Here is a 22,029-nt window from a genome sequence, read left to right as displayed (position 1 = left end):
AATGACTTACTGCCTAAACCCTGAGTGTAAGCGCCCGCAGAATGTTGATGGGACGGAGTTTTGCCAAAGCTGCGGAGTAAAACTGGTGCCGACACTGCGAGGGCGCTATCGTGTTTTAAAGCCTTTGGGTCAAGGCGGGTTTGGCAAAACGTTTCTCGCTGTCGATGAAGATCGGCTGAAAACCTATTGTGTGATTAAGCAGTTTTCCCCTCAGTTGAAAGGCACTAAAGGGTTAGAAAAGGCAGTAAGACTGTTTGAACAAGAAGCGATGCGCCTTCATGAACTGGGTGAGCATCCTCACATTCCGACGCTGCTTGCCTATTTTGAGCATGATCAGCGACTTTATTTAGTGCAGCAATTTATCGAAGGCCCAACGCTGGCACAAGAACTGCATCGGCAAGGAGCTTTTAGTGAACAAAAGATTCGAGAAGTGCTGGTGCGACTGCTGCCGATTTTGAAATTTGTGCACGATCATCATGTCATTCATCGCGATATCACACCTTCAAATATTATTCGTCGCAAACTCGATGGCAGACTCGTATTGATTGATTTTGGGGTTGCCAAGCTCTTAACCGAAAGCCCCTCAACTCAACCCGGAACCAAAATCGGCACCGAAGGCTATGCGCCGATCGAGCAATTGCGAAACGGTCAAGCCTACCCCGCTAGTGACTTTTATAGCCTGGGCGCAACCTGTGTCTATCTGCTGACTCAAATCAGACCTGAAGATCTCTACGATCCGCTGGCAGGGCATTGGCTGTGGCGAGAAAAGCTGGCGCAGCGAGGAGCGGCGGTTAGCGATCGCATCGGGCAAATGCTCGACAAAATGCTAAAAGATCTGGTCAACGATCGCTATCAAACCGCAGACGAAGCCATGCGTGATCTGCGAGCTGCCTTATCGACTCCTGCGTTTGCCTCTCCTCAAGGGTCGTCTCGGTCTGCTAGCGCGCCGGGCGTGACTCAACCGCCCACTTCTGGCTCACCGAGAGATTCAGGAGCCAGACCTTCTGGAGAAACACCTTCGGGTTCACCTCAGCCCCCAATTTCTCAACCCTCGTTTCCGAGAGGCAAAGTTCAGCCATCTTCTAAAAGTCGGCAGGTTCGGAAATGTTTGCATACGTTAAGCGGGCACTCATCTTGGGTAGTTGCGATCGCCCTCAGTTCAGATGCCAGAACGTTGATTAGCGGTGGCTTAGACGATCGCATCATGCTGTGGGATTTAACCACTGGCGAACGGCTTGGCATTCTCACAGGGCACAGCAAACCGATCAACTGTTTGGCAACCAGCCCCGATGGCAAGACGTTGATTAGTTGCAGTGATGACGACACAATTAAAATTTGGCAGCTTCCGAATGGAGCCATGCTGCGATCGCTAGCGGGTCACAGTCGCGATGTCAACTCGGTTGCCGTTAGCCCCGATGGACAGTTTTTTGCCAGTGGCAGCGAAGACCGCACCGTCTGCGTATGGCGCACCAAAACTGGAGAACTCCTACAAAGTTTTACTGACCTAGCGGGAATGGTGCGATCGGTCGCAATCAGCCCCAACAGCCAGATTCTTGCCAGTGGTGGACTTGATAATCAGATTAAGTTATGGAACCTCCACACGGGTCATCTCGTGCGAACTCTGAGCGGACACATTAATTCAGTGATGTCGATCGCCATCAGTCCCGATGGGCAAATTTTGGCCAGCAGCAGCAAAGACAAAACGATCAAGCTGTGGAACCCCAACACTGGCGAAGTGATTCGCACATTGTTGGGTCACACCGAGATTGTTAACTCGATCGCCATTAGCCCCGACGGTAGAACGCTGATTAGTGGCAGTAATGACAAAACAGTGAAGCTCTGGGTTCTCAACACGGGTGAATTAATCGGCACACTCACCGAGCATACTAACTCTGTAAACGTGGTTGCTGTCAGCGCTGACGGGCGACGGTTTGCAAGTGGTAGTTCTGATAACACTGTGAAAGTTTGGCAACTGGTTTAACCTGGTTCAAAGTGGTCTGGAGGTGATGTGGCTCCTTTGCCTGAGCAAGCCTTGGCGATCGCGCTACTGCAAGGTGAGCAATCGTCTCAATTACTGACGCAATGAATAACGCTCTTAGTAGAAAGGGCAAGCTCAAGTAAAGCCTCTAGATCCTTCATGAGAAACCAGTTTAGATGATGCTTATCTAGATATCGGTCTGCTAGCTCAGAAAGAACTTGTTCACGTAGTTGAAGATCTTTTGGAAGTTTATTACCTTTCAAGTAATGCTTTCTGGCATCAGATCGGCTCAATTCCATTATGTTATGCAACTCACTGAGCCAGATCTTTTGCATGTCTTCATGCAATTTCGTATGTTGAAAAACTAGGAAGTTTTTAATAGCAGGGTTCTGAATCTTATTGACAAACCGTAGTAGAAAAATATCATCAATCTGTAAATTGATAGAGATTGTATTGTCAGTTCTAATCTGCCATTGCATTTGTTGTTCTCTGGCTTAGGTTAACCCTACTGAGTTTGAGCAGCCACCACATCCAGCGTTTTCCCCTGCTGAAACACCTCGATCGTATAGCCCGATTCTTGGAGCGCTTGAGAAAACGGCAGCTCATCCACAATCACTCCACGATCGCCCGTCACCGCCGCACTTTCTGGCACATCTCGCTGCAAAATTGCCCAATGAAACAACATATCCGCTGAGCGGCTCTTAGTATGTAGTGATCTATTTAAGCACTAACTAACGAAGACACTCGTGCCCGAAAGCCTTCTTTTCCTAAAGCCGTCACCGTTGCGTGTTCGTCTTGCACCCGAAACTTTTGCCCAAACCGCACAAAATAACGACGATCGTGAGCACTGACGATCGCTACCACTGAAATCCTAGCGCTATGGTCTTCGCCTCGCTGCTCTTGCAGGATTTGCCGCAGTCGATATTGTTCTTGACTGTCGTTTGCTTTACTCGGTTCGAGTTCGACCATCACCATGCGGACGGTTTCGATCGGTTCTGCATCGTCAAGGATGAACTGCACCTGATCATCGCGGCGATCGACTTTGCCCCACACCATCAGTCGGGCATCGGGAACGATCAGATGTCCAATTCGCTCGAAAGATTTGGGGAAGACGACGGCTTCTGAGTGCCCGGTCAGGTCTTCGATCGTGATGATTGCCATCCGATCGCCCTTCTTGGTGGTGACGGCTTTGACGTTGGTGAGCATGACGATCGCGCTGATGCTGTCGCCTTCTTGACGATCTCCCAAATCGCTCAAGCTAATCGGCGCAAGAATCTTTGCTGACTCTTGCAACTGTTTAAGTGGATGATCAGAGATATAAAAGCCGAGAACTTCTTTTTCTAAACGCAGTTTTTCTTGCTGCGGAAAGTCGGGCACTTTTGGCGCTTTGGGTGCCGTCTCAAAGCTGGATTGCTGACTCGCACCGCCGCCCATCAAGTCGAACAAATTGCCCTGACCGCTGACCCGATCTTTAGCGCGAGATTGTGCCCAATCCATCACCAGTTCTAAGTCTTGGATAAGTTGATTGCGATTTGAATCAACGTTGTCAAAGGCTCCACAGTAGATTAGAGATTCTAAGGCTCGACGATTAATGGCGCGGGAGTCTACGCGATCGCACAAGTCTGCCAGCGATTTGAACTCGCCTTTTTCTTCTCTAGAGACAAGGAGGGCTTCAACTGCACTTTGTCCCACATTTCTGACGGCGTTTAAGCCAAACAAAATGTTTTCTCCAGTCGGCGTAAAGTCTACGCCAGAGCGATTGATATCAGGCGACTGCACCTGAATATTCATGCTGACGCAAGAGGCAATATATTTCTGAACTTTATCTTGATCGCCACTGTTAGCGGTAATCAATGCCGCCATATATTCGACGGGATAGTTTGCTTTTAGATAAGCGGTTTGATAAGTGACGTATCCATAAGCTGTTGAGTGAGATTTGTTAAAGCAATATTCAGCAAATTGCACCATTTGCTCAAACAGCGCATCTGCAACGTTGGGTTTAACGTTGTTCTTCCCGGCACCTTCGACGAACATTTCGCGGTGCTTTTCCATTTCAGATTTTTTCTTTTTGCCCATCGCCCGACGCAGCAGATCCGCTTGACCGAGCGAATAGCCTGCCATATCTTGAGCAATCTTCATGATTTGCTCTTGATAGACCATGATGCCGTAGGTTTCGTTGAGAATCGGTTTGAGAATGTCGTGCGCGTAGTCGATCGCTTCTCGCCCGTGTTTACGATTGATAAATTTAGGAATCAGCCCCGCATCCAATGGGCCTGGACGATAAAGGGCAAGCACTGACGAAATATCTTCGATTCCTGACGGTTTGAGATCACGGACAATTTGCCGCATCCCTGATGACTCAAGCTGGAAGACACCTTCTAACTCGCCTCGTGCTAGAAGCTTGTAGACTGCGGGATCTTCAAGCGATAGGTTATCAAGGTCGATCGTCACGTGACGAGTTTGCTCAACTAGCTCCACCGTTTTTTGGATCATCGTCAGGTTTTTGAGTCCCAAAAAGTCCATTTTTAGCAGACCCAGAGTTTCGATGTCCTCCATGTAATATTGGGTAAAGACTGCCCCATCCGCGTTGCGTTGAAGTGGCACGATCTCGTCGAGCGGATCGGAGGAAATCACAATTCCGGCAGCGTGAATGCCCACACTTTTGTTGGTGCCTTCAATCCCGATCGCGGTGTCTAGCCAGTGCCGCACTTTGGGATCTTTGTCATATTTCTCTTTGAATTCTGGCGCAGGCGTTTTGTCAGAAATCATTACCTCCAGTTTGACGGGTTTGCCTCGAATCACCGGAATCAGTTTCGCCATGCGATCGGCATCGCCATAAGGCACATCTAATACTCGCGCTGTGTCTTTGAGAACCGCTTTAGAAGTCATGCGGTTGTAAGTGATGATCTGCGCGACTCGTTCAGTGCCATATTTTTGAGTGACATATTGGATCACTTCATCGCGGCGATCGATGCAAAAATCGGTATCAATATCTGGCATCGATTTCCGTTCGGGGTTGAGAAATCGCTCAAACAGCAAGCCGTGATGCACCGGATCGATATTGGTGATTCCGAGGGCATAAGCAACCAGCGATCCGGCTGCCGATCCACGTCCCGGCCCGACGGGAATGCCATGATCTCTAGCGTATTTGATGTAGTCCCACACGACTAGAAAGTAAGTCGCAAACCCCATCTGCTGCATCATTTCGAGTTCGTAGACTAGGCGATCTTGATAGACTTGGCTGACCTCGACGCGAGACTGGCATTTTAGCCGCTTAAAAAGTCCTTCCCAGGTGATTTGCTCTAGATAGGCATTATGCGTCTGACCCGTCGGAACGGGATAATTGGGAATGCGCGGCTCATCCAAGATTTTGTATTCTTCGATTTTGTTGGCAACCTCGACGGTGGTGACGATCGCTTCTTCGATCACATCATCGGGCAAGTGGTCGCGAAACAACATCCGCATCTCGTCGGCTGATTTGAGATATTCGGTGCCGCTATATCTCAGTCGTTTGTCTTCTGAGATCAGCTTGCCCGTTTGAATGCACAGCAACGCATCGTGCGCCTCTACGTCATAGCAAGAAATGTAGTGAGAATCGTTGGTGGCAATGATTTTAATGTCTAGCTCACGGGCAATCTTGACGACCTCAACGTTGACGATTCGATCTTCGGGTGAGCCGTGATCTTGAATTTCTAAATAATAATCATCGCCAAATAGGTCTTGATACCACCGAGCGACGCGACGAGCGATGTCAGGCTTGCCTTGCAGAATCGCCTGCGGCACTTCACCACCGAGACAGGCACTTGTGACGATCAAGCCTTCGTGGTATTGCTCTAATAAATCTTTGCTGATGCACGGGCGTGAGAAAATTCCTTTTCCCTGGACTCCTTTGAGATGGGAAATCGTGGTGATCTTGACTAGGTTTTTATAGCCTTGAGTATTTTTTGCGAGAACGACCTGATGGTAGCGAGGTCGGCGTTCTTGCTTAGTGATGTCGCCGTTGATCACATACATTTCATTGCCAATGATCGGCGTAATCTTGCCTTTGCAGACCTTGATTAGCTCGATCGCGCCGTACATCACCCCGTGATCGGTGAGGGCGATCGCGGGCATTCCCAGTTCCATTGCTCGATCGACCAGTTTGGGTAACTGACTGGCACCATCTAGCAAGCTATAGTCGCTGTGAATATGTAGACCAACAAAAGACATAACTGCTCAAACCACACAACGGAGTGAGACTAGAGTAACCGATCGTAGACGCTAGATCTAATATTTTTTTTGGCCGACCACTCCACATATAGAGTCAGCAAGGTGTAAAGGCACAAATCTCAGATTTGACCTTAGCCTCGCGCCTTTTATTGCACAGGTTTAGTACCAATGTATCAAACCTATCAGAAAAAGGGTTATTTTGTACTAGACTTTTATAAAAAGTAGGCGGTCATTCTCGATCGGGCACATTCACCCAGGTTCCTGTCTCATTCGATTCGTGAGCTAAATCCATCAGGAGTTGTGAATAAACGCCTTCTTTGAGCGAGGGCGGCAGAGACTCGCGGCGATCGATGCCCAACACAAACTGATCGACCACTCGAATGAAGGGCGCAATTCTGCCGTCAGCATAGACTTGAGGAAACGCGAGGCGCTTAGGAATCTCTAACTCCGCCAACGGCTGCCCATTTTGACTGCCCAACAGCCTGAAGCCGTGAACATAGTCTTTTTGATGGTCACTGCCGAGAATGAGTGTGCCGCGATCGCCATAGACTTCGACCCAGTGCCCGCGTCCCTGATAAGTGGCAGCACTTAAGCAAATCTGGCAGGGCGTTCCGTCGGCTAATTCGAGCATGATTAAACAAGTGTCATCAGCATCCACGAGCTTCAACTGTCCAGAATTGGGATCGGGTCGCTCTGGAATCGAAACTTGCAGACGCGCACACAGACGTTTTGTCGAGCCAAATAACCAGGCGATATAGTCAAAAGCGTGAGATCCGATCGCGCCCAGTGCACCGCCGCCCTGATCTTTTTGGGCATACCAATTCCAGGGGCGCGAAGCATCAGCGCGACTCGACACCAGCCAGTCAACTTTAATCAAGCGTTTTTGTCCGACATAGCCTTCTGAAATTAATTCCGCTAATCGCTGCCATGCTGGGACAAAGCGAAACTCAAAGTTCATCGTCGCGATCGCGTTTCTCTGCGCCGCTAATTCTTGCAATTGCCGCGCTTGTGACACCGATAACGCAGTCGGTTTTTCTAACAGCAAATGTTTTCCGGCTTCGAGTACTGTCTTTGCCATCTCATAGTGCAAAAACGGCGGCGTTGAAATACTAACCGCTTGAACGTCTGGCAGCGAGACAATCTCTTCTAACGTTTGGCAGGCATGAGGAATATTGTGAGCTTGAGCGATCGCTCGTGCTTTCTCTAAATCACGATGATAGACCGCCACAATCTGGGTGCGCGGATGTTGTTGAAACCCCGGCATGTGAACTTTTTGACCGAAGCCTGTGCCGACGATCGCGACTCCGATCGGAGATTGACTAGAAAAAACCATACTTATCTAGACTCTAAATCGGCAACGATACTATGAGTATCCCACCCTTAATCCGTCCTCGTGCCACCTTTGTGTAAGATCACCATAAACAGCTACGATTGTAAAGCAAGCTTGCTTCAGAATTGCCATTAAAGCCAGAGGGTTTTCTCATGTCGCAAAGTCTCGCCCATGAAGTTGATCTGTCGCCCGACCTGCAAGACCTGGTGATTGAGGACAACACCCCTTTGGATAATTTAATTACCGAAAAACAACAGCGTCTCTTAACAGAACCGCTTTACAGCAATTCTGCGGTGCTTGATTGTCCCTCTCTGCTGGCAGCAAACGTCGGAGTATTTTATGCAGTACGTCAGCCTCCGATCGTGCCTGATGTGTTTCTGAGCCTCAACGTCGAAATTCCTGAAAACTGGCATGAGAAAAAAAATCGCACGTATCTCGTGTGGGAGTTTGGTAAACCGCCCGATGTCGCGATCGAGATTGTCTCTAACAAAGAAGGTAATGAGTTGGGCAGTAAGCTTAGAGACTATCCTCAGATCGGCGTGGCTTACTATGTGGTGTTTGATCCCCTCCAACAGTTGGGAGACACCCTCCTGAGAGTCTTTGAGCGGCGAGGAAACCGCTATCAAGCGATGACAGAAACCTGGCTAGAACAGGTGGGCATCGGCTTAACTATCTGGGATGGTGTATTTGAAGGTAAGCACGATCGCTGGTTACGCTGGTGTACCCGCGATGGCATTGTACCGACTGGAGCAGAGCAAGCCAAACAAGAGCAGCAACGAGCGGAGCAGGAGCGACAACGAGCGGAACGAGCTGAAGCCAGAGCCGAGCGACTTGAAGAGCAACTGAGAGCAATGGGAATCGATCCTGATGCTTGACCAGCAGCCTGTCTTAATCCTCATCCTTCCATAAGGCAGTTTGGGTTTCCACCCTTAATCTCGCCTTTTGGCTTGCGAAACCCTCTCAGAGATGACACGATAAACGTCATACAAGCGAACAAGTGTTCTGAGCAAAACTTATGGCTCGTACTCCTACGCTCAAGTTCGATCGTGGCACTCTGATTTTGCATCCCCCACCTAAAGGGAGGGCATGGATGGACTATGCAATTTGGGACGATCGCATCGAACGATTCCGCATTCCCGCTCACCAATATCGCAATTTGGTTCTGGCACTCCGCGCTGAAGGCACCGAGCTTGATGACAAAGCTAAAGCTTTTGCAGAAGTTGAAATGGTGCCTAGTTTAGAGATGGAACCCTATCCACACCAGCAAGAAGCCCTCGACGCATGGAGACATGCCGGGCGGATGGGAGTTGTCGTTCTCCCGACTGCTGCTGGAAAAACCTATCTAGCGCAATTGGCGATGCAAATTACGCAGCGCAGTACGTTGGTGATGGTGCCTACATTAGACTTGATGCACCAGTGGTATGCACACTTAACGGCGGCGTTTCCCGATGTCGAAGTCGGGTTACTGGGAGGCGGATCACGCGATCGCACTCCCATTCTCGTGTCAACCTACGATAGCGCTGCGATTAATGCTGAAACACTCGGCAATCAATACGCGTTGTTAGTGTTCGATGAATGCCATCATTTACCGAGTGGCTTCAACCGAGTGATTGCAGAATTTGCGATCGCGCCCTATCGATTAGGATTAACGGCAACACCCGAACGCACAGACGGCAAACACGAAGATCTAAACACTTTAATCGGTGCAGAAGTCTATCGCAAAACCGCAGAAGAATTATCCGGTTCAGCACTGGCAAAACACAAAGCGACTCAAATCAAAGTTAAGCTTTCCAAACAAGAGCGAGACCGCTACGATCGCTTAGTTCAAATCCGCAACGCCTTCCTAAAAGAAGCGAATATTTATCTCAGCAGCGCTCAGGGATGGCAACGATTTGTGCAAGCCAGTGCCCGATCGAAAGCCGGACGTAAAGCCATGTTGGCGCACCGAGAAGCAAAAGCGATCGCCTTTGGCACCGAAGGAAAACTCCGAATTCTAGCCGATCTCTTATCACAACATTACCCTGAACGGACTCTGATTTTTACAGATGACAACGCCACCGTCTATCGCATCTCTCAAGAGTTTCTGATTCCTGCAATTACGCATCAAACTCCAGTTAAAGAACGGCACGATGTTCTGACTCGATTTAAGCAAGGGGACTATAAAACGTTGGTTGCTTCACGAGTTTTAAATGAAGGCGTTGATGTCCCGGAGGCGAGTGTCGCGATCGTGCTGTCGGGTACAGGTTCTACTCGCGAATATATTCAGCGATTAGGGCGAATTCTACGCAAAGGCAAAGATCCCACCAAGTTAGCGTTGCTTTACGAAGTCGTGGCAGAAGACACTAGCGAAGAAGGTGTTTCTCGTCGTCGCAAAGGGGAGAAATCTCCTACAAAATCACCGCAACATCAACTAGAGTTAGTGCCGCCCCCTTCGGTTTATGCTGTTCCTAAGAAATCAATTCCTCGTGCCGCCGAACCCGAAGCAGACTGGTAACTCCTCATGACTCAAGATTCCTCAGACCTGATCACTCAACTCAAAGCAGCCTGCGACAATCTACTGTGGATCACTGAGTCAGAGCATCCATTTGAGGCGTTTTGCTGGCAAGACCAAACAGCTTCTGACTTGACCGATGAGCAGCTATTAGAATTGACTCATCACTCAATAGATACGATCGTCAAGACTGTTGACCTCGACTCTTTTTTTGAATTTGTTACTCAATCACAAGACTGGTATAGTGACGAAGAAATTGAAACGATGAAAAAATATCAGCAACTTGTCGCCACACTCAAACAGCATCTCACTCACCTCAAAGTCTACCGACTCGGTGAGATTCAGTTAGATATCTACATTATTGGACAAACTCCAAATAGTCACCTCGCTGGAATCACCACAAAAGCTGTCGAAACTTAGCCTACTAATTGACCCGCTCAACGACTTTATCGACTTTTTCCTCAAGTTGCACCTGCGCTGCATCTGGCACATTGGTCAAAAAGTTATAGCCCGTTCTCTCTTCAATCAAATCAACGCTGACTCGATATTTGCGCCAATCCATATCTTTGATGCCTTGCTGATTGGGCATATCGATCGCAATAATCCGCGTATTTGCCGTCACATCACTAGCGCTCAACCCAGTCTTATCCATAACGACAATTACTTTCCAAACCCGATCGGGCACCACAATTTTGACATTGCCCTTCCCAATCGATCGCGTGTTTCCATAGCCACCCGCGATGATGTATAGTTCCTTTCCTTGCTCTACTAAACCACGACTATAGTTCTCTAACTGCGCCCAAGGGCCCTGATTATTATCAGGCGCTTGCGGCACAATGTTTGTCATTAAGAACGTGGCAGAAATATTTTGGGGAGTATTGTCACGATCAGCAGCCGGAGTCATGTGTCCACGATCGTATCCACTGTTGTTATAGTCACTAGACCTAACTTGATACCAGCCCTTTGGCAACGCCGGATCAGGACGAAAATCGTTACGGCGCGGGACATTTCCTAGCCAATCTTTGTTTAACTGCCAGCTTGACCAATTGGGAATTAGCTTACTGTTGTTGTAAGACGTAACATAAGGTCGGTCTGGGCTTTGCAACAGATACTCATCATCTGGATTAGTCTCCTTTACATTCTTAGGAATACCCATCTTGGCATGAAGGTTAGAAGTGACTCCAATCAGCGATGGGTTTGGTTCTGACGTGGGTTGTTGCCGAAACAGCCAAACGCTACCCACTGCGATCAAAATTAAGACCGCGATCGCGATTACCCATTGCCACCGTGATTTCAACATATAACCCGTCTCTCGATCGTAATGCTGCCTTTCATTATGACGTGGCAAAATCAAAGAAGTTACACAGAGTCGTTAAACTACAAGAATGCTACGAGCAAAATTTCTGCTTTCACAGCAATTGAGAGTTCGTCATGCAGCTAACAAGCCTCACCCTTAATCTAAAACCCGCTTTGGAATTGACTGACGAGCAATTTGAGCAAATCTGTCGCGCCAACCGAGACTTGAGATTTGAGCGCACTTCCCAAGGAGAATTAATTGTTATGTCACCGACTGGTGGCGAAACAGGAAACTGGAATTCTGGCTTAACGGGGCAGCTCTGGTTTTGGAATCAGCAAAAGAAACTGGGTAAAAGTTTTGATTCTTCAACCGGGTTCAAACTGCCTAACGGGGCAACTCGACCCTTGCGGTATCTGCGAAGCAGCGCGTCCGATGCCACATGGGTTCAGCAAGACCGATGGGATAGTCTAACTCCTGAGCAGAAAAAGAAATTTATTCCGCTATGTCCTGATTTTGTGATCGAGTTGCGCTCTCCGACTGACGATTTAGAAGACGCACGCGCAAAAATTCGAGAGTATCTAGAAAATGGGGCATCTCTAGGCTGGTTGATTAATCCACAAGATCAACAGGTTGAAATCTATCGTCCAGGTCAACCGATCGAGATTCTCGATCGCCCCAACCCCCTCTCTGAAGAAACCGTCCTCCCTGAATTCATCCTTGATTTACGCGAGATCTGGAACTAATGCTGCCATCTGATCTGTTAATGCATCGGTTTAGCGGTGAAGAGTTGGTTCCGAAGCGGTTAAAGCTCGATCAATCCAATCTGGCGATCGCTCAAGATTTGATCACTCTATTTCAAGAAGCCAAAGGCATCACTAAAGGCGAACTCAACCGCCAACTATTAGAACTTGAAGGCGAAGAAACCGACTATCGCATCAAACGCGGACTTGCCCATCTCCTCAACAGTGGGTTTAGCACCTTTGAAACCATTAGTCCTTTAGAGCCACCGATGCTGAGAGAGCGAATTTTTGCGCTGTCTGCTCAAGTTGCGCCCAGTGTTCAAGCAACACAAATCACGCTCGATCATCTCGCAGATCTTCTCACTCAAGAGTTGGGTCATGAAGTGTTAACTGACCAGATCCGATCGGGACTTTACGCCGATCTTCCCGACAATCAAATCCTAACTGAGTTTGAAGTTCCGACTTCAGAAGCCTTACTACATCGCTATAATCTTTCTCAAGTGCAAGGGGTTTTTTACCGTGCCAGCCATCTGATTCTAAATGCTCATCGCAACGATCCAGGTCAATATAAACTGCTGTTTCGCTACGTCAAACTGTTTCAGTTAATGACCTATATTGAGGGCGATGCCGATCACGGCTTTACGCTAACCGTTGACGGGCCGACGAGTTTGTTTAAGCCATCTACCCGATATGGATTGGCGATCGCCAAACTGCTTCCCGCGCTGCTTCATGTCTCTAAATGGAGCCTAACTGCCGAACTGCAAGTCAACGATAGCTACTCTGGCAAGACTCGCACCGGACGCTTTGCCCTCGAATCAGAATGTGGGTTAGTCAGCCACTATCCCCCTGGCAAAACCTACGACAGTATGTTAGAAGCGGGGTTTGTCGAACGCTGGCAAAAAGCTAAAACTGAGTGGCAACTAGAGCGAGAAGTAGACTTAATTCCGATTCCTGGCAGCGTGATGATTCCCGATTTTCGGCTCGTTCACCCTGACGGACGCACCTTTTTGCTAGAAATCGTCGGCTATTGGCGACCAGAATATCTCAAAAAGAAGTTTTCTCAAGTGCGACAGGCAGGACGCGACGACTTGATTTTGGCAATCTCTGAGCGGCTCAACCTAGAAAAAGCAGGAGTCAACTTTAACGATACATCTGCCAGAATTGTTTGGTTTAAAGATCAACTATTACCCAAAGCCGTCTTAGAAGTTTTGGAATAGTCATGGAGCGATCGCCTAACTTCCCCAGAAAGTCAAGCGATCGCTCCGTTGCTTATCGACTTTCCAGTGATGAAGTGAGACGCTCGATCGCTCCCGTCAAGCGCTCTTGAGACAAAACAACTGGGTCAGCAGCCTCCGCTTCTGAAACGGCTTCTTGATGCTGAAACCGCTTCTTCGCCTTCTCAAACGCCCGAATCAGGAGAAAAATAGAAAACGCAATCACGATGAAGTTGATAATTGCAGCCAGAAAGACCCCATATTTAATCCCATTGAAATTCAAACTTTGCAAATTGTCTACCTTAGCTGCTTGCAGGGCAGGGTTGAGAATTACGGGCGTAATGATGTCTTCTACAAGGGAAGTGACGATTTGATTGAATGCGCTGCCAATAATGACCGCAACCGCTAAATCAATAACGTTTCCCCGCATCAGAAATTTCTGAAAATCTGCTAAGAATCCACTTCTTGCCATAAGAGATAATTCCTTGTATGAATGGAATTAATAGTAATAGGTTCTACCGAACTTGCGCTGTATTGTATTTTCTTATTTAAAGCTAGTTTATTAAGTTTTACGAGCCTTTCAGAATCACAAAGCTTTTTGTGCGATTAAGCTCAACTCAATTGATACAAAAAAGTGGTAGAAATTTCAGAACTTCTACCACTCAAAAAATTAACTAAAGTTAGAGACCTAGAGCTTACTCAACCGCTTGCGGAAGAGGAAGTAGCTCTCGCTTCTCTCCTTGCAGAACTTTTACCTGTCCGGTCTCATCCACATCCATGATTGCGACATCGCCGTCTTTGATGCGGGCCGTGAGAATCTCCTCAGCGAGAGAGTCTTCTAGCAAGCGCATAATGGCTCGACGTAAAGGACGCGCTCCATAGCTGGGGTTAAAGCCTTCATCGACCAAACGATCCTTAAATCGTTCAGTGACTTCCAGCGTGATCCCCTGCTCAGTCAGACGCTTGAAGACATCGTTGAGCATGATGTCTGCAATTTGCTTAACTTCTTCTTTGATCAATTGACGGAAGACGATGATTTCGTCTAGACGGTTAAGAAACTCAGGACGGAAGTAGTTCTTCAGTTCTTCGTTGACCAATGAGCGGATTCGGTTGTACTGCGACTCTGCAACGTCTTCGTTGGCAAACTCAAAGCCCAAACCGCCGCCACCCTTCTCAATCACCTTAGAACCAATGTTCGAGGTCATGATCAGCAACGTGTTCTTAAAGTCAACAGTGCGACCCTTAGCATCTGTTAGACGACCATCTTCAAGAATTTGCAGCAGCATGTTAAACACATCTGGGTGCGCCTTCTCAATTTCATCAAACAGCACGACAGTGTAGGGTTTACGACGAACGGCTTCGGTCAACTGCCCCCCTTCGTTGTAGCCCACATAGCCAGGAGGCGAACCAATCAGCTTAGAAACAGTGTGCCGCTCCATAAACTCGGACATGTCGAGCCGAATCATGGAATCTTCGGAGCCGAAGAAGTAGGCAGCCAGCGCTTTCGTTAACTCAGTCTTACCCACCCCAGTTGGCCCGGAGAAGATAAAGCTCGCGATCGGACGATTAGGATTTTTCAAGCCCACTCGCGCCCGACGAATCGCACGAGACACTGCTTTCACCGCTTCATCTTGACCAATCAGCCGCGTGTGCAGCGTGTCTTCCATGTGCAGCAGCTTTTCAGACTCAGATTCGGTAAGTTTATTCACCGGAACGCCTGTCCACGAAGCCACAATGTGAGCGATATCTTCCTCGTCCACAATGGGAGACACATCATCACCCGACGCATCTGTTGTTTTTTTGGTTTGAGCGATCGAACGAATCTCAGTTTTGATTTCCGTTTCGCGATCGCGCAATTCGCCTGCACGGTCAAAGTTTTGTGACCGCACCGCGTCGTCTTTATCTTTGAGGACTTGGCGCAATTCCCGATCCAGTTCCTTGGCAGCAGGTGGTAACTGAGAGTTAATTAACCGGACGCGGGAACCTGCTTCGTCAACTAAGTCGATCGCTTTGTCGGGTAGGAAGCGATCGGAGATGTAGCGGTCTGAGAGCTTGGCAGCCGCCTCAAGGGCAGCATCCGAGATCTTCAGTTTGTGGTGCTGCTCGTAGCGTTCGCGCAGACCTCGCAGAATCTCGATCGTTTCGTCAACAGAGGGTTCGCCCACCATGACGGGCTGAAAGCGGCGCTCTAGGGCAGCGTCTCGCTCAATATGCTTACGATATTCATCGAGCGTGGTGGCACCGATGCACTGCAACTCGCCTCGTGCCAAAGCTGGCTTGAGGATATTGGCAGCGTCGATCGCGCCTTCAGCAGCCCCTGCCCCAATTAAGGTATGAACTTCGTCGATCACCAGAATGACGTTTCCAGCAGACCGAATCTCGTCCATGATCTTCTTGAGGCGCTCTTCAAATTCGCCCCGATATTTGGTGCCTGCAACCAGTAGACCAATGTCTAAGGTCATGACGCGCTTGTCTTCCAAAATGTCTGGAATGTCGTCATTGGCAATGCGCTGGGCAAGCCCTTCTGCGATCGCAGTTTTACCCACACCCGGCTCACCGATCAGAACAGGGTTGTTCTTAGTGCGGCGACCCAAGATCTGGATCACTCGTTCAATTTCTTTTTGACGACCGACTACGGGGTCGAGCTTTCCGTCGGCTGCCATCTGAGTCAGGTTTGCACCAAACTCGTCTAGCGTCGGAGTCTTGGTTCGCCCTTGACCGCCGCCCGGAGAAACCTCGGCGGTTTCACCCAACATGCGAATCACTTGAGTGCGAACCTTGGAGAGATCGACACCCAGGTTTTCAAGCACCCTAGCAGCGACTCCTTCACCTTCTCGAATCAGACCCAAGAGCAGGTGCTCAGTGCCAATGTAGTTGTGACCTAACTGACGAGCCTCTTCAAGAGACAGTTCTAGAACTCGCTTCGCCCGTGGGGTAAAGGGAATTTCCACGGCAACAAAGCCAGAACCTCGACCAATGATTTTCTCGACCTCAATCCGAGCGTCTTTGAGATTAACGCCCATAGATTTCAGTACTTTGGCGGCGACGCCGGTCCCTTCTCCAATCAGACCCAAGAGGATCTGCTCTGTACCTACGAAGTTATGACCCAAGCGGCGAGCTTCCTCTTGGGCTAGCATGATCACCTTAATGGCTTTTTCTGTGAAGCGTTCAAACATGGCGTATTTCCACTCACCTGCTGCGTTGCCGGTACCGATGATTCTAACATAGCGGAATTGTCTCGCCACTGGGTTTACGCCGCAGGGAAGAGTCGCGATTACCGAACCCAATCGTTCGGGATCGCTAGATGCCTGAAATTTATTGCCAAGGGCAGATTGTCACCGAACCCTTAAGCGTCTGTCAACAAAAATTCTTCTGTCGTAAACGTATCAGGGGTAACAATTAAAGTCCAATTATTTTCATGAAGGCGATCGCAGATTTGCGTCTGCCAACTCGTCAAAAGGTTAGGAAAATTGGGGTGTTGCAGTCCGCCACGCCAAAGAATGCTGGCATCCTCTCCGGTGTCGGGGTAGTAGCGCTTTCGTCGCCCTGCCTCGCGAAAATCAAACTTTTGGTATAGATTAAGCGCGGATTGATTAGAAATTCTTACCTCTAGGGTAGCTCTTTCTAACCCTCGTTGGCGAGCAGATTGCAGCAGGGCAAGCAAGATCGCCTGCCCAAACCCTAGACGCTGATAGTTAGGGTGAACGGCGACGATCGTAAGATGAGCTTCGTCTAAGATCGCCCAAAGGCACCCCAACCCCAGCACACACGAGGAGCCATGAGCTACTAAAATTAGCAGGTCACTATTAGGGCTTTCCAGTTCTCTCTGATAGCCTTCTAACGTCCATAGACCCCCAAAACATAGCTGATCAAGGGCTAAAACAGCCGGAAGAAACTCTGAAGTTAAACGCCTAAGTTCTAGGGAAGTCACACAAGCGGGTTGAATTCGGGTCAGAATACACAGCCCCCAATTGTACACTGGTAATAACAAAGATGGCTTTAACCTGTTCGCGATCGAGGACGAAGACAACGAAATGACATTGACTCAACCTGTGGAAGTGCAATCCGGTCGGCAATATTTACCTAACTCAATGGCTTCTGGGGATCGATCGCCCAATCAATTCCTGTTGCCCCTGACTGCCCAAGTCAACCGCGACGACTGCTTAGAGATTGGCGGCTGTGATATCTCTGAACTGACACAAAAATTTGGTTCTCCTCTTTATGTCTTAGACGAAGTGACATTGAGAACCGCTTGTCGTCAATACCGCGATGCGTTTAAGCGCTACTACCCCGGAGAATCACAAGTTCTCTACGCCTCGAAAGCCTGGAATTGTTTGGCAGTCTGCGCGATCGTTGGTAGCGAAGGCTTAGGAATCGACATTGTTTCAGGGGGCGAACTCTATACCGCTCTGAAAGCAGGTCTTGACCCTAACAAGCTTTATCTGCACGGCAATAATAAGTCATTAGATGAATTGAGATTAGCGATCGAGTCAGGTTGCACGATCGTGGTTGACAACTGGCTAGAACTGAAGACGTTGGCAACTTTGACTTGCGATCGTCAAACGCCGGTGCGGATCATGCTACGCCTAACGCCTGGTATTGAGTGTCACACTCACGAATACATCCGCACCGGGCACCTGGATAGTAAGTTCGGCTTCGATCCCAATCAGGTTGACGAACTGTTTGAATTTGTGAGTCAACAATCTTCGCTGGCATTTGTAGGATTACACGCGCACATCGGGTCTCAAATCTTTGAACTGCAACCGCACCAAGACTTAGGAACTGTGATGGTGCAGTGGTTGAGCAAAGCGGCACAATATGGTTTGACGATTCAAGAACTCAACATCGGCGGCGGTTTAGGCATTCGGTATAGCGAATCGGATGATCCTCCCAGCATTGATGAATGGGTAAAAGTAGTGTGTGAGTCTGTAGCTGCTGCCTGCCAAGAGCAAAACATTCCGATGCCGAAATTATTATCGGAACCGGGACGATCGCTAATCGGCTCTGCTTGCGTCACGGCCTACACCATAGGTGGGGAAAAAACCGTTCCTGGAATTCGCACTTATATTAGTGTCGATGGTGGAATGTCAGATAATCCACGCCCGATCACCTATCAATCGCTTTATCGTGCAGTCGTCGCAAATCGGATGTCTGCCCCGATCGCCACTCAAGTTACGATCGCTGGAAAACACTGCGAATCGGGCGATATTCTAATTAAAGACGCGCAACTGCCAGAAACCCGATCGGGAGACATTCTCGTAGTCATGGCAACCGGAGCCTACAATTACAGCATGTCCTCCAATTACAATCGGCTGCCTCGCCCTGCGGCTGTTTTGGTAAATGCAGAAGAGGCAAACGTCATCTTGCAGCGCGAAACCTACGAAGATCTGATCCGCCACGATCGCCTCCCAGAAAGATTGAAAGAAGGGTAAAGCGGGAAGGGTAAAGGGTGAAGTAGTTTTGAAGATTGAATAAAATCCAGCTTGAAACACTCCTGTGGCGCTTTCACCCTCTACACTTGACCCTTTATCCTTATTAACAAACCCCGACTGGATACAGTCCTTGTTGATTTTCATCCTCGACAATCTCAGGTTTCTGATTGATATTGGGTTAGTGTTAGCGCTGACCTATGTGATGTTGGTGATCATCGGTGAGCGCCGCACTCTATGGATGGTCAGAGGCTTTATTGTGCTCATGCTGGCAGCAGCGGTGAGCCAAAGATTAGAACTGAAACTTCTGAGCTTTGTACTCAATAACTTGGTCATTGGCGCGGCTGTGGCAATGGCGTTTATTCTGCAATCAGAGTTTCGTCGTTTTTTAGAGCAGCTAGGACGAGGTGAAATCTTCCAGCTATTTCAGCCGTCGCGAAGAAACTTGCCGCGATCGGACAGCGTAATTGACGAGATAGTCGATGCTGTTAAAGAACTGTCGCAAAACCGGATAGGAGCACTGTTGATTTTAGAGACTTCTATTCCGATCGACGAGCGCGATTTCTCAGTTCCAGGGGTTAAGCTCAATGCTGAAGTTTCTAAAGAACTCCTTCAAACTATCTTTCAAACGACAACTTTACTTCACGATGGGGCAGTCTTGATCAGAGGCTCCCGAATCATTGCGGCAGGTGTAATTTTACCGCTCTCAGAGCGGACAGCCTCTCGGCAGTTAGGAACTCGGCATCGTGCCGCGATGGGTATCACCGAAAGGGTTGAAAACTGTATCTGTGTCGTCGTTTCTGAAGAAACAGGGTCGATTTCTCTAGCCGAAAGAGGCGCACTCAACCGTCCCCTAACCAGCAGTAAACTAAAAGAACTTCTAGAAGCGCGGTTTTCTGAATCGGGCGATCGTGAACCCGTCGCCCCCGATTTGCGGAGTTTGGCCCGTCAGATTTCTGGTAAAGCACTGTCTCTATTCTCACGCTTATTTCGACAGAAAAAGATGGGTGATTCTGAAAGCAGCCTGAGACCCAACCCCAAATCAAAAGATCCAAAAAATCAGAGTGACTAGCTCAGATTCTTGTACTATGACATCTTTGCAAGAGATTTATTTTAGTTGTGGTTCAGAGTCGTTAGTCTAGAGTGCAACCCTGTGCGATCGCTCTATCAAATTTCTTCCGGTAAATCTTCACTCATTTGACTTTCTATCACTCAAGCATCGGCTCCTCACGAAAAACAATGACTGCCAAGCACACCGTCTTACAATTACCGACTGATCTAAAGCGAGACCAGCTACCCAAACACGTTGCTGTAATTATGGACGGCAATGGACGTTGGGCAAAACGTCAAGGGCTACCTCGAATTATGGGACATCGGCGAGGGGTCGATACACTGAAAGAGTTGCTGCGGTGCTGTCGAGATTGGGGGGTGCAAGCGCTAACTGCCTATGCGTTTTCGACCGAAAACTGGGGGAGACCGCTTGAGGAGGTTGAGTTTTTGATGACGCTTTTTGAGCGGGTGCTGCGCCAAGAACTGCGGGAAATGATGCAGGAGAATGTTTGCATTAAGTTTGTCGGCAATCTCGGCGCTTTACCCAGAAGCCTTCAGGCTGAAATTGAGCGATCGATGCTAGAAACTCAAGACAACCAGGGCATTTGCTTCACGGTTGCCACAAATTATGGCGGACGGCAGGAAATTTTAAGGGCGTGTCGAGCGATCGCGATTCAAGTTCAGCAGGGACTTGTGCAACCCGAAGACATTGATGAAGGTCTGTTTGAGCGTCATCTCTACACCGCAGGCATCCGTGATCCCGATTTATTGATTCGGACAAGTGGTGAAATGCGGTTAAGCAACTTTCTGCTGTGGCAAATGGCTTATAGCGAAATTTATGTAACCGATACGCTGTGGCCCGACTTCGATCGTCAAGAATTTCACCAAGCACTAGCCGCTTATCAGCAACGAGAACGAAGATTTGGAAAAGTCTGATAAATTTTGAATGACGAATGTGGCATCACTTATCCAAATTTCAGACTTGACACGCAAACTTAAATTAACGTGAGTCTCCGAGGCACCTTCAAAGTGCTCCGATGCTAGTTCGCTATCCTGATACTACAGCCTATCTAGCAAACGTTAATTATAGTATCCAGTACAATCTCACCTTGCCTCTCAAAAATACAATCCAGCAACTGCAAACCGTTGCACTGGTTGTCCAAACCCCTCTCAAAGAAAACAAGAGCAAGAATGAAGTCCTGTTTCTGTCTACCCCAGACTCCAGAATCTTCTCTCGCGGCACAGTACGACTTCGCCATACCGACGATCGAGGTCTTTCTCAAACTCGCTACATCCATCTCGTCCAACGCAGAGGGCAGCAAGGACAACCTTTAATTACGCTAAGTATCAAACCGGGCGATCGTCGCTCAGTTGAGGTAGATTTCCTCTATCCTCCAGATGCCACACCTCCTCAAATCCTCACGATCAAAAATCTAGGCAACTAACTGTGTCTAAATCTGCCAAAGTCGTTCCCTGGCTCTACTGGTCGATCGTTCCTATCCACCGCGCCTTCATGCACCTTTATTTTGGAAGAATCACAATTATCGGTTGCGAGAATCTCCCAAAAACAGGTCCAGCCGTTTTCGCATCCAAGCACTTCAGCCGTTGGGATTCGTTGGTACTTGCTTTGCTAAGTACAGAATCCCTCAGATATATGTCCAGGTCTGATCAAATGACAGGCATTCAGGGCTGGATCGTTGGACGCTTAGGAGGCTTTTCAGTTGACCCGGTTCATCCCACTGTTTCTAGTATGCGGACTGCGATCGAAGTGCTTCACAGTGGCAAAAAGCTGGTTGTTTTTCCCGAAGGCGGCATCGTCCGCGATCAACCTCTGCGTCCTCTCAAGACGGGACTAGCTCGTTTAGTGCTACAAGCTGAGGCGATCTCAACCCAACCGCTTTCGGTGTCCGTCGTCCCAATTTCTCTCTACTACAGTCCTACTGCTGCTCCAAGAGCTAGAGTCTTCGTCCTCATCAGTCCGCCTATTCGAACCGACCAGTATCGTCAGTCAAATAACAAGCAAACCGCTCAGGCTTTGACCGAGGCATTGCAGAAGTCAATATTAATTGGTTTAGAGAGAGTAAAAGGAATGAGTAAGGGGGCAACAGAAGACAAACCGCTTTAATCTTTCAAGCTTGTGTGGAAGATTGAACCAAGTCTAGTAAAGTGCCCTTCTCCAAAGGCTTCCAAGGCTATTTCAAGAAAATTTCCCCTTTTTGCTTGACACGGTTCGCCTTGCCAAGTTATATTAGTCAAGCGGGTGAGAGGAACGGACGCGAAAGCGAAGGTTC

18 protein-coding genes and 1 pseudogene are annotated in these 22,029 nt (G+C 48.6%); 11 read left to right on the top strand and 8 right to left on the bottom strand.

Annotated features, from left to right (window positions below):
- Window position 1 precedes the first annotated feature (1 nt).
- Window positions 2–1,981, top strand: a complete 1,980-nt coding sequence (locus tag C7B65_RS15985) for a serine/threonine-protein kinase (protein WP_073073251.1) — start codon at window positions 2–4, stop codon at window positions 1,979–1,981.
- An 86-nt stretch (window positions 1,982–2,067) separates the two neighbouring features.
- On the opposite strand, the gene C7B65_RS15980 is transcribed toward C7B65_RS15985, so the two are convergent.
- The 4 genes from C7B65_RS15980 to C7B65_RS15965 form a co-directional block, all read right to left on the bottom strand.
- Window positions 2,068–2,457 carry a hypothetical protein gene (locus C7B65_RS15980; RefSeq protein ID WP_073073254.1) on the bottom strand — a complete coding sequence of 130 codons (390 nt, stop codon included), beginning with the start codon at window positions 2,455–2,457 and terminating at the stop codon, window positions 2,068–2,070.
- Between the two features lie 26 nt (window positions 2,458–2,483).
- Window positions 2,484–2,663 carry a hypothetical protein gene (locus C7B65_RS15975; protein WP_073073256.1) on the bottom strand — a complete coding sequence of 60 codons (180 nt, stop codon included), beginning with the start codon at window positions 2,661–2,663 and terminating at the stop codon, window positions 2,484–2,486.
- Window positions 2,664–2,698: 35 nt separating this feature from the next.
- Entirely contained in the window at window positions 2,699–6,187 is a 3,489-nt protein-coding gene (locus C7B65_RS15970) for a DNA polymerase III subunit alpha (protein WP_073073258.1), read from the bottom strand.
- Between the two features lie 229 nt (window positions 6,188–6,416).
- On the bottom strand, window positions 6,417–7,520 hold the full coding sequence (locus C7B65_RS15965) for a Gfo/Idh/MocA family protein (protein ID WP_073073262.1): 1,104 nt from the start codon (window positions 7,518–7,520) through the stop codon (window positions 6,417–6,419).
- Window positions 7,521–7,669: 149 nt separating this feature from the next.
- On the opposite strand from C7B65_RS15965, the gene C7B65_RS15960 reads away from it, so the two are divergent.
- The 3 genes from C7B65_RS15960 to C7B65_RS15950 all read left to right on the top strand — a co-directional run bounded on the left by C7B65_RS15960 (window position 7,670) and on the right by C7B65_RS15950 (window position 10,428).
- Window positions 7,670–8,392, top strand: a complete 723-nt coding sequence (locus C7B65_RS15960) for a Uma2 family endonuclease (RefSeq protein ID WP_073073263.1) — start codon at window positions 7,670–7,672, stop codon at window positions 8,390–8,392.
- 140 nt (window positions 8,393–8,532) lie between these two features.
- Window positions 8,533–10,011 carry a DEAD/DEAH box helicase gene (locus C7B65_RS15955; protein WP_073073265.1) on the top strand — a complete coding sequence of 493 codons (1,479 nt, stop codon included), beginning with the start codon at window positions 8,533–8,535 and terminating at the stop codon, window positions 10,009–10,011.
- 6 nt (window positions 10,012–10,017) lie between these two features.
- On the top strand, window positions 10,018–10,428 hold the full coding sequence (locus tag C7B65_RS15950; protein ID WP_073073267.1) for a nuclease A inhibitor family protein: 411 nt from the start codon (window positions 10,018–10,020) through the stop codon (window positions 10,426–10,428).
- A 4-nt stretch (window positions 10,429–10,432) separates the two neighbouring features.
- On the opposite strand, the gene C7B65_RS15945 is transcribed toward C7B65_RS15950, so the two are convergent.
- Complete coding sequence (locus tag C7B65_RS15945; protein ID WP_073073268.1) at window positions 10,433–11,308, bottom strand: DNA/RNA non-specific endonuclease; 876 nt, start codon at window positions 11,306–11,308, stop codon at window positions 10,433–10,435.
- A 131-nt stretch (window positions 11,309–11,439) separates the two neighbouring features.
- On the opposite strand from C7B65_RS15945, the gene C7B65_RS15940 reads away from it, so the two are divergent.
- Both C7B65_RS15940 and C7B65_RS15935 read left to right on the top strand, forming a co-directional pair.
- Entirely contained in the window at window positions 11,440–12,048 is a 609-nt protein-coding gene (locus tag C7B65_RS15940; protein ID WP_073073270.1) for a Uma2 family endonuclease, read from the top strand.
- Window positions 12,048–13,262, top strand: a complete 1,215-nt coding sequence (locus C7B65_RS15935; protein ID WP_073073272.1) for a DUF790 family protein — start codon at window positions 12,048–12,050, stop codon at window positions 13,260–13,262. The genes C7B65_RS15940 and C7B65_RS15935 overlap by 1 nt, the downstream gene beginning before the upstream one ends.
- A gap of 52 nt (window positions 13,263–13,314) precedes the next feature.
- Here C7B65_RS15935 and mscL read toward each other — a convergent pair whose 3' ends face one another.
- From mscL to rimI, 3 genes are all read right to left on the bottom strand, one after another.
- Window positions 13,315–13,731 carry a large conductance mechanosensitive channel protein MscL gene (gene mscL, locus C7B65_RS15930; RefSeq protein ID WP_073073274.1) on the bottom strand — a complete coding sequence of 139 codons (417 nt, stop codon included), beginning with the start codon at window positions 13,729–13,731 and terminating at the stop codon, window positions 13,315–13,317.
- A 223-nt stretch (window positions 13,732–13,954) separates the two neighbouring features.
- Entirely contained in the window at window positions 13,955–16,435 is a 2,481-nt protein-coding gene (locus tag C7B65_RS15925; protein ID WP_073073276.1) for an ATP-dependent Clp protease ATP-binding subunit, read from the bottom strand.
- Between the two features lie 170 nt (window positions 16,436–16,605).
- Window positions 16,606–17,250: a ribosomal protein S18-alanine N-acetyltransferase gene (gene rimI, locus C7B65_RS15920; protein ID WP_244913219.1), complete on the bottom strand. Its 645-nt coding sequence runs from the start codon at window positions 17,248–17,250 to the stop codon at window positions 16,606–16,608.
- On the opposite strand from rimI, the gene lysA reads away from it, so the two are divergent.
- The 5 genes and pseudogenes from lysA (at window position 17,231) to C7B65_RS15895 (ending at window position 21,863) form a co-directional block, all read left to right on the top strand.
- On the top strand, window positions 17,231–18,691 hold the full coding sequence (gene lysA / locus C7B65_RS15915) for a diaminopimelate decarboxylase (RefSeq protein ID WP_317615825.1): 1,461 nt from the start codon (window positions 17,231–17,233) through the stop codon (window positions 18,689–18,691). The two genes, rimI and lysA, sit on opposite strands and share 20 nt — an antisense overlap.
- A 130-nt stretch (window positions 18,692–18,821) precedes the next feature.
- Window positions 18,822–19,760 (top strand): diadenylate cyclase CdaA, encoded by a 939-nt coding sequence (gene cdaA / locus C7B65_RS15910; protein WP_223257411.1) that lies wholly within the window; start codon window positions 18,822–18,824, stop codon window positions 19,758–19,760.
- 167 nt (window positions 19,761–19,927) lie between these two features.
- Window positions 19,928–20,674 carry an undecaprenyl pyrophosphate synthase gene (locus tag C7B65_RS15905; protein WP_073073279.1) on the top strand — a complete coding sequence of 249 codons (747 nt, stop codon included), beginning with the start codon at window positions 19,928–19,930 and terminating at the stop codon, window positions 20,672–20,674.
- A 95-nt stretch (window positions 20,675–20,769) separates the two neighbouring features.
- Window positions 20,770–21,183, top strand: a pseudogene (locus tag C7B65_RS15900) (DUF3370 family protein); the annotation flags it as partial.
- A gap of 68 nt (window positions 21,184–21,251) precedes the next feature.
- Window positions 21,252–21,863: a lysophospholipid acyltransferase family protein gene (locus C7B65_RS15895; protein WP_083583024.1), complete on the top strand. Its 612-nt coding sequence runs from the start codon at window positions 21,252–21,254 to the stop codon at window positions 21,861–21,863.
- The last annotated feature ends 166 nt before the right edge of the window (window positions 21,864–22,029 follow it).

Source organism: Phormidesmis priestleyi ULC007 (assembly GCF_003003695.1).
Classification (GTDB): Bacteria; Cyanobacteriota; Cyanobacteriia; order Leptolyngbyales; family Leptolyngbyaceae; genus Phormidesmis_A; species Phormidesmis_A priestleyi_A.
The sequence above is the reverse complement of the archived record's forward strand: the minus strand, read 5'-3'. Positions and strand labels throughout refer to the sequence as shown.

Bases quoted from the DNA above. Each gene is read 5' to 3' on its own strand.
- C7B65_RS15985 (WP_073073251.1), top strand. From the start codon at position 2: ATGACTTACTGCCTAAACCCTGAGTGTAAGCGCCCGCAGAATGTTGAT.
- C7B65_RS15980 (WP_073073254.1), bottom strand. From the start codon at position 2,457: ATGCAATGGCAGATTAGAACTGACAATACAATCTCTATCAATTTACAG.
- C7B65_RS15975 (WP_073073256.1), bottom strand. From the start codon at position 2,663: ATGTTGTTTCATTGGGCAATTTTGCAGCGAGATGTGCCAGAAAGTGCG.
- C7B65_RS15970 (WP_073073258.1), bottom strand. From the start codon at position 6,187: ATGTCTTTTGTTGGTCTACATATTCACAGCGACTATAGCTTGCTAGAT.
- C7B65_RS15965 (WP_073073262.1), bottom strand. From the start codon at position 7,520: ATGGTTTTTTCTAGTCAATCTCCGATCGGAGTCGCGATCGTCGGCACA.
- C7B65_RS15960 (WP_073073263.1), top strand. From the start codon at position 7,670: ATGTCGCAAAGTCTCGCCCATGAAGTTGATCTGTCGCCCGACCTGCAA.
- C7B65_RS15955 (WP_073073265.1), top strand. From the start codon at position 8,533: ATGGCTCGTACTCCTACGCTCAAGTTCGATCGTGGCACTCTGATTTTG.
- C7B65_RS15950 (WP_073073267.1), top strand. From the start codon at position 10,018: ATGACTCAAGATTCCTCAGACCTGATCACTCAACTCAAAGCAGCCTGC.
- C7B65_RS15945 (WP_073073268.1), bottom strand. From the start codon at position 11,308: ATGTTGAAATCACGGTGGCAATGGGTAATCGCGATCGCGGTCTTAATT.
- C7B65_RS15940 (WP_073073270.1), top strand. From the start codon at position 11,440: ATGCAGCTAACAAGCCTCACCCTTAATCTAAAACCCGCTTTGGAATTG.
- C7B65_RS15935 (WP_073073272.1), top strand. From the start codon at position 12,048: ATGCTGCCATCTGATCTGTTAATGCATCGGTTTAGCGGTGAAGAGTTG.
- mscL (WP_073073274.1), bottom strand. From the start codon at position 13,731: ATGGCAAGAAGTGGATTCTTAGCAGATTTTCAGAAATTTCTGATGCGG.
- C7B65_RS15925 (WP_073073276.1), bottom strand. From the start codon at position 16,435: ATGTTTGAACGCTTCACAGAAAAAGCCATTAAGGTGATCATGCTAGCC.
- C7B65_RS15905 (WP_073073279.1), top strand. From the start codon at position 19,928: ATGACTGCCAAGCACACCGTCTTACAATTACCGACTGATCTAAAGCGA.
- C7B65_RS15895 (WP_083583024.1), top strand. From the start codon at position 21,252: ATGCACCTTTATTTTGGAAGAATCACAATTATCGGTTGCGAGAATCTC.